This window comes from Nonomuraea maheshkhaliensis, assembly GCF_039529435.1.
GTDB classification, from domain to species: Bacteria; Actinomycetota; Actinomycetes; order Streptosporangiales; family Streptosporangiaceae; genus Nonomuraea; species Nonomuraea maheshkhaliensis.
In genome coordinates this window covers 43,219-56,215 of the sequence record NZ_BAAAMU010000045.1, presented here as the reverse complement: position 1 = coordinate 56,215, position 12,997 = coordinate 43,219, and the positions used below count along the sequence as shown (strand labels likewise).

Here is a 12,997-nt window from a genome sequence, read left to right as displayed (position 1 = left end):
ATCGACCGGCGAGCCGGCCTTGCCGCCGACGGCGGTGGCGGCGGCGAGGCGGCGTCAGCAGCCGAGGATCCGGCCCATCGCCTCTTGCCGGGACGCGTCGGTCAGCGTGTAGCGGGCCGTGGCGTTGGCGAAGCGGCGGACGAGTTCGTGCAGGCGGTAGCGGCCGGGCGCGGACTGCTCGATCAGGTGCACGTCGAAGAGACCTTCGAGCAGCCGCTCGGCCCAGTCCACGCCGACGTCGGCCAGCGCCGCGGCCATGCAGGCGTCGACGCTGGTCGGGGGCAGCAGGCTCAGCAGCCGTAGCAGGTGTCGTTCGTCCGGGGTCAGCCGTTCGTACGAGAGCGTGAGCGCGTCCGCGACGCTGCGGTCACCGGTGACGAACTCCTCCAGACTCGGCCAGCTCTCGCGCAGCCGCCGGGCCAGGTAGCCGATCGACCAGGCCCGCCTGCCGCGCAGCCGGCTGCCGACGATGCGGACGCCCAGAGGCAGATGCCCGCAGCTCTTGACCACGTCGGCGACCGCGCCGGCCTCCGCCGCGGCCCGCGTCTCTCCGGCCAGCCGGGCGAGGAGCGCCGCGGCGTCGCCCGGCGACAGGACGTCGAGGGAGAGGGTGTCCGAGGCGTCGAGGTCGGTGAGCCGGCGCCGGCTCGTGACCAGCACCAGGGAGCCGTTCCCGGGGAGCAGGGGCCGTACCTGTGCCGCGCTGGCGGCGTTGTCGAGCACGAGCAGCACCCGCCGGCCGGCGAGTTCGGCCCGCCACATCGCGGTCCGCTCCTCGACGCGGTACGGGAGCCGGTCGCCGGGCACGCCGACGGCGCGCAGCAGCACGTCGAGCGCCGCGGCCGGATCGACCGGCTCCCGGCCGGCGGTGTGGCCGTGCAGGTCGAGGAAGAGCCGCGCGTCGGGATAGCGGTCGGCCACCCGGTGAGCCGCCCGTACGGCGAGGGCGGTCTTGCCGGCGCCCGCCATGCCGTCGATCGTCAGGATCCTCCCGCCGGGCCCGTCACGGTGCGACCGGCTCAGGAGGCGTTCGAGCTCGGCCGACCGCCCGACGAAGTCGGGAATGTCGCTCGGCAGGTCGTGCCGCCTGATCTGGATCCTGGGGGCCGGCGCGCCGAGGCACGGATCCCTGGCCAGGATCGCCCGGTGCAGCTCCTGGATCTCCTCGCCGGGCTCGATGCCCAGTTCCTCGGTCAGCAGCGCGTTGACCGTACGGAAGCACTCCAGCGCCTCCGCCTGCCGTTCGCACCGGTACAGAGCGGTCATCCGCTGGGTCCAGAACCGCTCGCGCAGCGGATGGCGGGCGGTCACCTCGCGTAGCCTGACCACCAGGTCACGATGGTGGCCCAGCGCCAATTCCGCGTCGATGTACGCCTCCAGCGCCAGCGTCCGCCGCTCGGCCAGGCCGGGCACGACCTCCCGGTGCAGCACCTCCGACGGCACGTTCGACAGCGGGGTGCCGGACCAGAGCGCCAGCGCCTCCTCCAGCAGGGCCGCCGCCTGTTCGGGATCGGCCGTCCTCGCCTCACTCACCAGGGCGTCGAACCGGTGCAGATCCAGCGCCTCGTCCGGTACCTCGATGAGGTAGCCCTCCGGCCGGGTCACGATCGGATCGGGTGCGCCGACCGTCGCCAGGGTGCGGCGCAGGCGCATGACGTAGGTGTGCAAATTGGCCCGTGCGTTGCCGACGCGGTCGCCCCGCCACACGCGGGCGATCAGCTCGTCGGCGGGCACGAGGCGGTTGGCGTCGACCAGCAGCGAGGCGAGCAACGCCCGCTGCCTGGCGGCCCCGACCTGTAAGGGGACCCCCGCGTAGGTCACCGTGAGCGGTCCCAGGAGCCCGAACTCGAACATTCGCCCGCCTCCTCGCCTCAGCCGGCCGCGCTGAGTGCTCGTCTCCCCGTGGGCTCAAACCAATGTCAGCTTCGCATCCCAACCCGGGCAGACCCCAACATTTCCCCAGTTTTCTAAGCGAAGCCGTCCGGCCGTATGCGGGAGGTTAAGTGCGCTGCCGGCCGGCCAGGTATTCGCGGGGCTCGACGGCGGTGGTGTCGAGTTCGAGGCAGCGTCCCATGGCGTTGACGGCGGCGGCGTGGTCGCCGAGGTGGTCGTGACACTGCGCGGCGCGGAACCAGCCGGTCGCTCCGGCTCCGGTGCCGAGTTCGCCGGCCCGTTCGTACCAGAACGCCGCCCGCACGAGATCTCCTGCGGCGGCGAACCCGTCTCCCGCGCGGAGTCTCGCGTGCACGCAGTGCGGGTCGAGCCGGAGCAGCTCGTGGCAGAGCGCGAGCGCCCGCGGCCCCGCCTCGCCGTGTGTCTCAGCGCGTGTGCCGCCGTGTGACTCGGCGCGGGTCTCGGCGCGGGTCTCGGCGTCGAGTTCCAGTTCGAGGAGGTAACGCCGGTTCTCGCGCACGATCATCGCGTCCGTACCGGCCGACGGGTCGTCGTGCGCGTGCCCCGCGGCCGGCGGGTCGCCGTGCGCGTGCCGCGCCGCCGCCAGGTCGTCGTGCGCGTGCTTCGCGGTGACCAGCGCGGACGTCGCGGCGTCTTTGTCGCCCTCCGTGAGCCGGAGCAGGGCGGCCGCCCGGTGGAAGCGGCTGTGGACCAGGCAGGCGTGCCAGTCGTCCGGTGGTTTCGCCAGCTCGCGGCCCCGTTTCTCGAACCGCCTGGCCGAGGTGAGGTCGTTCGCGTGGCGCAGGGCGTGCCCGATGCCCTGGAAGCAGGCCGCCAGCGCCACCAGCGGGTCGCCGGAGCCGGCCAGGTCCGCGAACAACGACAGGGCGTGCGCGGCGTGGCCGGGCGACCCGGCGCGCACGCGGGCGACCTCGTAGACGTACCGGTCGCGTTCCGGGTCGCCGTCGGGCCGGACCGGACCGGCCAGCCGGAGGGCGAGCGGGTGGTACGAGAGCTGGGCCAGCTGGAAGATCAGCAGCGTACGGCCGCGATGATCGAGCTCTGCGAACCCGTCCACCGCCGCGACCAGCGTCTCCCACCGGGGCGTGCGCAACTCCTCGGGCAACTGCCGTGGATCCGCGCAGTCGTACGCGTCGAGCCCCGCGTGCCGGACGACCTGGCGCCGGACGCCGGGCAGGCCCATCCGCGAGAACCACGGCCACCGCGCCGCCCCCGGATCGGCCAGCCAGGTCGAGACCGGCCTGATCATCCGCAGGCGCAGCGACGCCACCTCGCTGTCGGCCAGGTCGATGAGCGGCCGCCAGAAGGCGGCCAGCCGGTTGTGCGGCAACGCGGGACGGCCGCTCACCCGGGGGAAGCCGCCCCGGGGGTCGCTGCGCGTGTAGCGCTGACGCACGCGGAAGCGGCCCGGCACGCTCAGCGTCCTCCTCCCTCGCGCTTGCGGTAGCTCGCGATGAGGATGCCGGAGGCCCAGTCCACCAGCGTGGGCACCAGGCCCGGCTCGGCCAGGATCTCCGCGCGGAACCGCTCGACGCGCGGGTAGTGGGCCTCGGTCCACTTCTCCTGCGGCAGCAGGTCGTCGGCGATCAGCAGCGCCCCGTCGGCCAGGTGGGCGAAGACCAGGTCACGGCGGTCGAACTTGAGGATGGTGGTGTCGACGAAGACCAGGTCGAACGGCGGGCCCGAGTAGGCGGTGAGCCAGTCGACCGCGTCCGTGCGCACCACCTCGGCGCGGTCGTCCTCGGCGAGCACCGACGCGCAGGCCTGGGCCAGGCCGGGGAAGAGCTCCAGGGTGGTCAACCGGGCCGCCGCGTCCATCCCGGCCAGCAGCCAGCCGGCGCCCACGCCGACGCCGGCGCCGATCTCCAGGATGCGGCCCCCTGGCTTGCTCGCGGCCAGGGTGCGCAGCAGCGCGCCCGTCTGCCGGTCGGACGACAGCCGCCAGTTGCCCTTGTCCGCGATGGCCTGCGCCTTGGCGGACAACGGCGGGACGTCGATGAGGTGTTCTGTCACCATCGGCTCCTTCGTCGTTTCATGCGGGCCGGACGCCCGGCTCGGAGGCCGCGGGCTCCACGGCGGCGGCGCGCGTCTCGTGCCGGATGCGGGCGCGGGCGAGATACTCGGTCAGCGCGCCGCGTACCAGCCAGTAGCCGACGACGCCGAGGTAGGCCCCGGCGATGCCGAGCCCGGCCACGCTCGCCAGCAGCCAGCTCACGGGCAGTTGCACGCACAACGCCGCTATCAGATTTCCGTACATGTCCGAGCGGGTCTGGCCGAGCGCGCGGAGCACGCTGACGTTGCCCAGCGTCCACGCGATCAGCGGCAGGCAGAGGCCGATCAGCGGCATCGCCGTGGCGCCGTCCCTCAGCACGTCGGGGAAGGAGGTGAACAGCGACGCCGCCGGTCCTGGCGCCACGACCAGCACGGCGCCCACGATCAGGGCGGGTGGCAGCAGGAGCAGCCTGCTCCCCCGCCACAGGACGGGCAGATCCTCCGGTCTGCCCGCGCCCGCGGCCCGCCCGATGAGGATGCGCGCCGCCGCCGAGAAGGCCGTTCCCACCCCGTAGAACAGGACCATCATCTGGAAGGCGATCCGTCCGCCGCCCAGCGCCGCCTGGCCGAGCCCGCCGACGATGGCGAAGAAGACGGCGTTGCCGGCGTAGTCCAGCCCCATGGAGACGATGGCCGGCCAGCCGAGCCGGGGGATCGAGGTCTCGAAGTCGACGGGGCCGCCGGGGCCCGGCCGCCGCAGCAGCTCCGCGAGCCGGAACCTGCGGGCCGCGACCAGCAGGCAGCCGATGCCGAGCAGCCAGGAGATCGTGGTCGCCAGGCCGTTGCCGGTCGCGCCCAGCCGCGGGAACGGGCCTGGCCCGTAGATCAGCAGCCAGTCGAGCAGGATGTTGGCCAGGTTGATCACGACGCTCGCCACCGTCGCGTACCGGGGCCGCTTGTAGGCGTTGAACGTCGCGGCCAGCAGGCTGAAGGGGACCAGCAGCAGCAGCGACGGCCCCCGTGCGATCAGGTAGTCCGCGCCGATGCCGCTGACGCCGCCGTCGCCGTCCGAGATGAGCCCGGTCAGCCATCCTCCCGCGAAGAGGCAGAGCAGGGTCAGCGGAACGGCGAGCGCGCCGCAGTACCCCATCGACGACCGCAACGACCGGCGGATGCCTTCGGGGTCGTCCCGCCCGGCGAACCTGGCCGCCAGGATCTGGTGTCCGACGACCGAGGCGAGCACGACGCCGGAGAAGACGTCGAAGACGGCCGACGCGCCCGACACCGCCGCCAGCTCGGCCGAGCCGAAGCGGCCCATCATGGCGGTGTCGACGATGCCCGACACCGACGACAGGAACGCGCCGAGGAGGAACGGCAGCCCGAGTGCGGCGATCTGCCGGACCGGCGTCCGCGCGTCGGAGGCGGTGTCCGCGCTCACGTCACCTCACCCCTCGGCGGTCCGCGCCGCGGTCAGGTACGCGCGGGGCTCGACGGCCGAGGCGTCCAGCTCCAGACATCGCCCGTAGGCGTTGATCGCCGCGCCACGGTCGCCGAGGAACTCGTGGCACTGCCCCGCGCGGAACCAGCCGATCGCGCCGGCCCCGGTGCCCAGCTCGCCTGCCCGCTCGTACCAGCGGGCGGCCTCGGCGTACTCGCCGATGGCCGCGTGCCCGTCGCCGACGGCCAGCCTGACCAGCACGCAGTACGGGTCGAGCGCGATGATCTCCGCGCACAGCGCCCGCACCTGGGCAGCGGACTCGTCACCACGGGCTCGCACGGCGGCGTTGATCTGCGACTCCAGCAGGATGCGCCGGTTCTCGTCCGCCACCATGGTGTCGACCTCGCCGGACACCTCGGGCCGCAGCCGCTCGTGGAAGTCCAGGGCGGCCCTCACCTCGGCGCGCATCTCCCCGAACCGGCGCTCGTTCAGGCGCAGCAGCGCCAGCGCCCGGTGGAAGCGGCTGAGCACCAGGTACGTGTGCCAGTCGTCGGGCAGATCGCGCACCGCCTGGCCGTGCCGCTCGAACCGGCGGGCCAGGTCCAGATCGTTCTCCTTGCGGATCGCGTGGCTGATCCCCTGGAAGCACGACAGCAGCGCGAGCAGCGGGTCCTTGGACGAGGTGGCCAACTGCTCGAACAGCCGCAGGGCGACGGGCCGGCTGCCGGGCAGCCGGGCGTGCAGGCGAGCCACCTGGTAGACGTACCGGTCGCGGACGGGGTCGCCGTCGGGCCGCACCTCGCCGGCCAGGCGCGTGCCCAGCTCGCAGAAGGAGAGCTGGGCGAGCTGGAAGAGCACCAGCGTGCGCACGTACGGGTCCAGCCGGTCGAACCGGTCGATGGCCCGGACCAGCGTCTCCCACGCGGGCGTGCGAAGCGGCTCGGCCAGGTCCTTCGGCACGCGGCAGTCGTACGCGTCGAGGCCCGCGTGCCTGATCACCTGGCGGCGCAGGCCCGTGACGTTGATCCGGGCGAACCACAGCTGTTCGCCGGACTCCGGCTCGGCCAGCCAGGCCGCGACCGGGCGGATCATCCGCAGCCGGGACGGCGCCACGTCGCTGTCGGTCATGTCGATGATCGGCCGCCAGAAGTGGGCGAGCCGGTTGTACGGCGGTTCGGGCAGGCCGGTGACGTGGGGGAACAGGCCCCTGGGGTCACTGCGCGCATAGCGCGGCCGCACCCGCGTGGTGCGTGGGTCAGACGCCAAGGTGAGTCTCCAGGAATCGCTCGATCTCGGTGAAAAGGGTCTGCCGGTTGGCGTTGGACCGTACGTGGTGGCCCTCGTCCTCGAACCTCAGGTACCTGACCGGGACTCCGAGGTCCCCGGCCCGCTCCGCGAACCGGTCGACCTCCGCGACCGGCACGCGGGGGTCGCGTACCCCGTGCGCGAGCAGCAGGGGAGCGCACGAGGCGTCCAGCGCCTGGGCGGGTGAACGACGCCGCAGCGCCCGCTCGTCCAGGCGCCCCCGGTAATGGGCGCTGTCACGAGCGCCGAGCACCTGGCGTCTCAGCAGGACGGCGAGCGGTTGCCAGTACGGGGGCGGGCGTTCGGTGAAGGAGACCAGGTCGCAGGGCGGGCTGATCGCGACCGCGCAGCGGACGAGGTCCTGCCGGGTGCACGCGGCGAGCAGCGAGGCGTAACCCCCGTAGGACGCGCCGCAGAACGCGACCCGCGCCGGGTCCACCAGCCCGGAGGCGACACCGCTCGCGACGGCGTCGTAGAGGTCATGCTGCATCAGACCGCCCCACTCGCCGTACCCCGCCATCCGGAACGCGCCGCCGAACCCCTTCGACCCGCGGTAGTTGACGTGCAGCGACAGGTAGCCGAGCGAGGCCAGGTACTGCGCGTCGGCGTGGAAGCGCCACAGGTCGCGGCCGGCCGGGCCGCCGTGGACCAGGACGACCGTCGGGTACGGCGGCCTCCCCGACCGCGGGCGCATCGCGTAGCCGCTGATCGCGAGGCCGTCGCCGGCGGTGAAACGGAAGTCCTCCAGCCGGGACAGCTCCCGCCCCACGAGGTCCGGCCGGTTGACGAACAGCGGCTCGGCCTCGCCCGTGGCGGGATCGTAGGAGTGGTAGGCGATCGGGCCGTCGTCGTGCACGCGGACGATCAGCCAGGTGCGGTCGTCCGCGCTGCGGTCGAGGATGACCGCGGAGTGCTCGTCGGTGGCGGCCAGGCTCGCGACCGCGGCCCGCGCCCGTGCGGTCAGCCCGTGGTAGCGCAGCCGCTGGTCCATGACCGCGCACAGGTCCGGCTCCCCCGTCACCGGGTCGAACCAGACGCCGTCGTTGCCGATCGGGTAGCCGCCGACGTCCAGTTCTGGATGTTCGAAGAGCGTCGCCGCCGAGCCGTCGCGCGATCCGACCGCGACCAGTCTGCGCGTGCCGGTCGCGCCGCCGGTCAGCAGGAACAGCCGCTCGCCGTCGCGGCTGAAGCCGTACACGGCCAGGTCGGGCGTGGCGTCGACCGGTACCGTGAGCACGGTGCGGGCGGTGCCGAGGTCGTCGCCCAGGACGATCTCCGTCGAGCCGTCCGCCGCGAACCGGGTGCCGCCGCGCGGCCTGAGCGCGCTGTCCACGAGCCAGCGATGGAACCCGGGGTCGGCGGCGACCAGGCGTGGCCCGCCCCCGGGGTCCCTGTCGTGATCGCCGAGGCCGGCCTGGAAGAGGCGCGTGCTTCTGCTCCTGGCATCCCGGTGGCTGTAGACGAGCGCGTCCGGTTCCGTGGCGGACAGCCAGTACTCGGTGACCGATCCCCCGGATGAGATCCTGATCGGGTCGAACGCCGCGCCCCGCAGCCCGGACAGCGCCCAGGACTCACGCCCGCGCGGGCTGTGCCGGTAGAGCAGGGCCGAGCCGTCGGCCGTCCACCGCAGGTCCTGGACCGCCTCCGCGTGGTGCGCGGCCAGCCGGCGTTCGGCGCCGTCGCCGGTGCGCAGCCACACCTCGGGGCCGCTGTCGCCGGTGCGGAGGAACGCGATCGAACGACCGTCCGGCGAGAGCCGGGGCGAGGTGTCGCGTTCGGCGGCGAGCAGCGCCCGCCGGAGCCGCACGTCGCCGGTCGCGGTAGGCACCGTCATGAGGCTTCCGGGGCGTTGTCGAAGCCGACGCCCGCGCCGCCTCGGGAGAGTCCCATCGTGAGGGTGTAGACCGGGGCGAATCGGTCTTGGGGCAGGTCGTGCAGCTCCAGGTACGCGCGGTCCTTCTGGGCCGGCGTGACCAGGGTGCTCAGCCCGTACGACATGGCGAGGACGATGAGCTGCTGGCCGAGGACGCCCGCCTCCAGATAGAGCCGGCGCAGGCCGTGCTCGCTGCGGTAGCCCCACTGGTAACGGGCGAAGTCGGCGACCAGCCCGAGCGTCCACGTCGCGGTCGCCGGTGAGTGCATGCCCTGCAGCACGTCGATCATGGCGTCTCGGTGGTCACCGGGCCGGATCCCGACGAGCTGGTGCTCCGGCGCGTCGTAGCGGTAGACGCCGGGCTCGACGCCCGCGACCTTGTAGACGCACAGGTAGAAGTCCCAGGCCGCGCCGCGGCGAGCCGGGCTCCCGTACCGCTCGGCCGGGTCGCGCGCGTCCGCGAGCCCGTACCAGAGCAGGCCGGACAGGCTGTCGAGCGGGGCCGCCTTCTTGATGTACGAACGTCCGGTGCGGCGGTTCACCAGCAGCCGGGCGATCTCCTGCGCCCCGAGCGGCGGCGGAGTGCCTAGAGGCAGCACGGGCCCGTCCGGGCGCCAGTCGGCGGGCGGCGGCCCGTCGGCACGCGTGGCCTGGGGCACGCCCGTCAGCGGGAACGCCTGAACGGCGCCGAGGCGGCTGGGCCCGCCGCCGTCCGAGGCTTCACCGCCGTCCGGGACCCGCTCGCCGCCGACCCGGGCGGGCGCACCGGTGTCCGGGTCCGAGGACGGTCCGGCCAGCCGGGAGGCGAGATAGTAGTGATCGGACGGGTGCCAGCGACGCTCCTGCCAGTGCCGCCAGTCGGGCAGCAGGGCGGTGCGCTCGCCCGCCGCCTTCAGCACGTTCTTCCACTCGTCGCCGTCGTCCAGCGCGGCGAGATCCGTCTCGCCGCGCAGGATGTGTCCTGACAACGCCTCAGGGGACCAGTGGAACCGCCGGCCGGTGACGGCGTCGGTCACCTCGACCTGCGCCGACTCCGGGTCGGCGGCGGGCCTCATCCTGAATCCGGCCGGCCACCGGGCCTCGGGGATCTCCGCCGACATCATCGTGCCCTTTCTCGCTGAACCGGACTCATCGGGCGGTCACCGGCGCCGTCACCGGCCCAGGCTCGCCGTCGGAGATGGCGACGGTGAGCAGGTAGCCTTCGCGCAGGCCGTGGAGCCCCAGGCTCTCCTCCACGTCCGCGGCGGCGTCGCGGTCGAAGACGGCGGCTCGCAGGCCCATCGCGCGGGCCGAGAGCTGCACCGTGCTCGCGATGTGCCCCGCGTCCATGTGCACCGTCCTGAACGTCCTGGGCTCGCGGTAGCGGTACATGTTCCGTTCGAAGAGGCTCGTGATGACCACCAGCGCCCTGACGCCGGGGAAACGCCGGACGGTCTGCGGGAAGATCCGGCGCAGGTCCTCGTCGCCGAGCGGGCCGCCGTCGTCCAGCAACCGCAGCCCGAACGGCCGCATCGTGACGTGGTAGCGGCCCGGCTCGACGCCGGGGACGTCCCGGACGATCAGGTATCCCTCCGAGGGGTTGCGTCCGCCTCCCGACGGGCTGCTCCGTCGCAGCAGCGGCGCCGCGTCGGTGATCGGCACCCTCTCCCCGGTGGCGCCGAAGGACAACGACAGGATCCGGGAGAGCGCGGCGAAGTCGGCACGGCCGTCAAGCCGCTCGCCGCCCCATACGGTGCGCACCGTGCCCGGCGTCATCCCCTCCGCCGGTGCGGGCAGCGGGAGCTCGGGGCGTTCGAGATAGTCGAGTTTGTGGCGGTCGAGGTCGGGCTCCACGGCCTGGTAGGCACGCATGCGATCGTGGTCGAAGTACGTGCCCGCCGCCTCGGAGTAGTCGACGCACGGATAGTCGTAGGCGAGCGCGTGGTATTCGGCCGCCTCGCCCCAGCCGTGCCGGCTCCAGCTCCGGCGGAGCCCGGTCAGCCAGGCGAGCCGCGGATCGAGCTCGGCCCGCGACTCCTCCACGACGAGCGCCCGGTCGCACAGCACCTCGATCAGGCCCGACCAGTAGGCGGCCGGCCGGTGCAGGGGATCGGCGTCCGCCAGGTGGGCGGCGAGGTCGTCCGGCGTGCGCGGGCGGAAGGCGGCGGCCAGCGCCGCGGCGGCGGGCGGGCGCAGCCGGTGGCGTCTCTTCTCCAGCAGGTTCTCCGCTATCCAGCGGTCGCCGACCAGTTCCGACGGGGGAATCATTCTGACCGCGGCATTGATTCGTACGCGCATGAGACTCTCAGACATCACTCGATGGAATGTGCCGAATGCCGTGGCGCCGTCGTGGTGAACCGACGCCGGCACCACGACACCGGCCTACTCGTGCGTCACTAGTAGCACTCGCACTGGAGGAGCATCACGTCGTATTCCGACGTGTCCTCGACGACATCGAGCGCCTCTGCGGACGTCATGGTCTCGCTCATCTGAATTCACCTCCTCATTTCAGCCGTGCGGGGCCGACGGTCCCTGCGGGACAGGCAGCCGTCAATGACTGAAGACCGCTTTCCACGCTTTGTGCGTGGCGCCCGGGAATGGTTCTAGCACACCGCGATATCAATTGACTGGCAGCCGTCTGTCAACTGCCTGACAGCTGCCGGAAAAGACGTTCCGGCACTTCCGGATGCAGGTTCACCGAGAATGAGCACCCTCTTGACAGGCGATTGACTTTATTGCCAGGCTGGCGCCGCGCAGTGATTTCCAGCGCGTTCTCCACTTCGCGACGAGAAGGAGTGGCATCCATGTCGGGCGGCTATATCGTCGGGGTGAACACCGGCTCGCACGACGCCTCCGCGGCGCTGGTGCGGGACGGAAGGATAATCTCGCTGATCGAGCAGGAGCGGATCAGCCGCCGCAAGCGCGCGGTCAACGAGTCGCCGCGCGACGCCATCAGGACGTGCCTCATGGACGCCGGCATCGAGCTGAGCGACGTCTCGTGCGTCGCGGTCGGCTGGGACATGCCGAAGTACTTCGCGCTCGAAGGCCGCGGTTTCCCCGTGGACGTCTTCCGCAAGCGCATCGGCGTGCCCCGCGAGATCCCGATCCACTTCTACGGCCACCACCTGGCCCACGCCGCCAGCGCGTTCTGGACCAGCGGCTGGGACCGCGCCACGGTGATCGTCACGGACGGGCGGGGCGAGGACGCCGCCACGACGACCTACCTCGCCGAGGCCGACACCTTCAAGCGGCTGGCCCAGTGGGACCTCGCCGAGTCGCTGGGCCGCTACTACAGCAAGGCGTCGTCGTGGAGCGGGCTCGGCCCCGCCGACGTCGGCAAGTTCATGGGGCTGGCCGCCTACGGCGAGCCGCGGATGGCGATGCCGATCGAGGTGACCCCCGACGGCTACCGGCTGGCCGGGGCGGAGCGGGTGCCGAACCGGACGATGCCGGAGCTGCGCGAGGCGCTGAACGCGAGCGTGACGCCGTACTTCTCCGCCTGCTTCCCGTACGGGGAGGGCGACGGGGTCGAGATCATGGCGTACGCGGACTTCGCCGCCTCGGTGCAGTCGTCGCTGGAGGCGGCGCTGAGCTCGCTGGTCACGGCGGCCGTCGGCGAGACCGGCTGCGCCCAGGTGGTGCTGGCCGGCGGCGTGGCGATGAACTGCACCGCCAACGGCAAGCTGGCCCGTCATCCGTCGGTGGCGGAGCTCTACGTGCCGCCCTTCGCCTACGACTGCGGCGTGGCCGTCGGCGCGGCCCTGCTCGCCGCCAAGGACAGCGGCCTGGCCGGTGTGTCCACCGCGAACGGCCGGGTGGGCGCCTACCTCGGCCGCGACCACTCCGCGCGGATCGCGGAGGTGGCCGAGTCGGCGCCGCTGGCCGGCCAGCGGCTTTCGGAGTCCGACCTGGCCGCGTGCGTGGCCGAGCACCTCGCCGCGGGCCGCCTGGTGGGCTGGTACCAGGGCAGGGCGGAGGTGGGGCAGCGGGCGCTGGGCGCGCGGAGCATCCTGGCCGACCCTCGGCGGCGCACGATGGTGGGCCGGCTCAATCAGGTCAAGGGCAGGGAGCTGTGGCGGCCGCTCGCGCCCAGCGTGCTCGCCGAGGACCGCGACCGCGTCTTCACCCACGACCTCGGCGACCTCGGGCACTACATGCTCGGCGCGACCCACGTCCGCGACGGCGTACGCCCCCTGATGCCGGCGACCGTGCACGTGGACGGCACCGCGCGCCCGCAGTACGTCCGCCGCGACCGGACGCCGCGCTACTACGACGTGATCGAGTCCTTCCGCGACATGACCGGCACGCCGGCCGTGCTCAACACGTCCTTCAATCTGGCCGGCGAGCCCATCGTGTGCTCCCCGGAGGACGCCCTGTCCACGTTCATGCGCAGCGGGCTGGACGTTCTCGTCCTCGGCGACCACGTGCTGGAGCGCACCGGCCAGGAGAGCGCGGCCGGCTGAGCGGCGGGGCGGGTCAGTTGCGGTACTCGCAGA

9 protein-coding genes are annotated in these 12,997 nt (G+C 72.9%); 1 reads left to right on the top strand and 8 read right to left on the bottom strand.

What is annotated here, in order from left to right; all coding sequences use genetic code 11:
• Positions 1-54: 54 nt before the first annotated feature.
• The 8 genes from ABFX54_RS27845 to ABFX54_RS27810 form a co-directional block, all read right to left on the bottom strand.
• Complete coding sequence (locus tag ABFX54_RS27845) at positions 55-1,854, bottom strand: AfsR/SARP family transcriptional regulator (RefSeq protein ID WP_346109505.1); 1,800 nt, start codon at positions 1,852-1,854, stop codon at positions 55-57.
• 145 nt (positions 1,855-1,999) lie between these two features.
• Positions 2,000-3,328 carry a tetratricopeptide repeat protein gene (locus tag ABFX54_RS27840; protein WP_346109504.1) on the bottom strand — a complete coding sequence of 443 codons (1,329 nt, stop codon included), beginning with the start codon at positions 3,326-3,328 and terminating at the stop codon, positions 2,000-2,002.
• 2 nt (positions 3,329-3,330) lie between these two features.
• Positions 3,331-3,930: an O-methyltransferase gene (locus tag ABFX54_RS27835; protein WP_346109503.1), complete on the bottom strand. Its 600-nt coding sequence runs from the start codon at positions 3,928-3,930 to the stop codon at positions 3,331-3,333.
• Positions 3,931-3,946: 16 nt separating this feature from the next.
• Entirely contained in the window at positions 3,947-5,344 is a 1,398-nt protein-coding gene (locus tag ABFX54_RS27830) for an MATE family efflux transporter (protein WP_346109502.1), read from the bottom strand.
• Between the two features lie 6 nt (positions 5,345-5,350).
• Entirely contained in the window at positions 5,351-6,610 is a 1,260-nt protein-coding gene (locus ABFX54_RS27825) for a tetratricopeptide repeat protein (protein WP_346109500.1), read from the bottom strand.
• Complete coding sequence (locus ABFX54_RS27820; RefSeq protein ID WP_346109498.1) at positions 6,600-8,483, bottom strand: S9 family peptidase; 1,884 nt, start codon at positions 8,481-8,483, stop codon at positions 6,600-6,602. The genes ABFX54_RS27825 and ABFX54_RS27820 overlap by 11 nt, the downstream gene beginning before the upstream one ends.
• Positions 8,480-9,625: a SagB/ThcOx family dehydrogenase gene (locus tag ABFX54_RS27815; RefSeq protein ID WP_346109496.1), complete on the bottom strand. Its 1,146-nt coding sequence runs from the start codon at positions 9,623-9,625 to the stop codon at positions 8,480-8,482. The genes ABFX54_RS27820 and ABFX54_RS27815 overlap by 4 nt, the downstream gene beginning before the upstream one ends.
• 25 nt (positions 9,626-9,650) lie before the next feature.
• Positions 9,651-10,769: a SagB/ThcOx family dehydrogenase gene (locus ABFX54_RS27810; protein ID WP_346109494.1), complete on the bottom strand. Its 1,119-nt coding sequence runs from the start codon at positions 10,767-10,769 to the stop codon at positions 9,651-9,653.
• Positions 10,770-11,305: 536 nt separating this feature from the next.
• Between ABFX54_RS27810 and ABFX54_RS27805 the strand changes: the two genes are divergently transcribed.
• Positions 11,306-12,964, top strand: coding sequence for a carbamoyltransferase family protein (locus tag ABFX54_RS27805; RefSeq protein ID WP_346109492.1), 1,659 nt, complete (start codon positions 11,306-11,308; stop codon positions 12,962-12,964).
• Positions 12,965-12,997 lie beyond the last annotated feature (33 nt).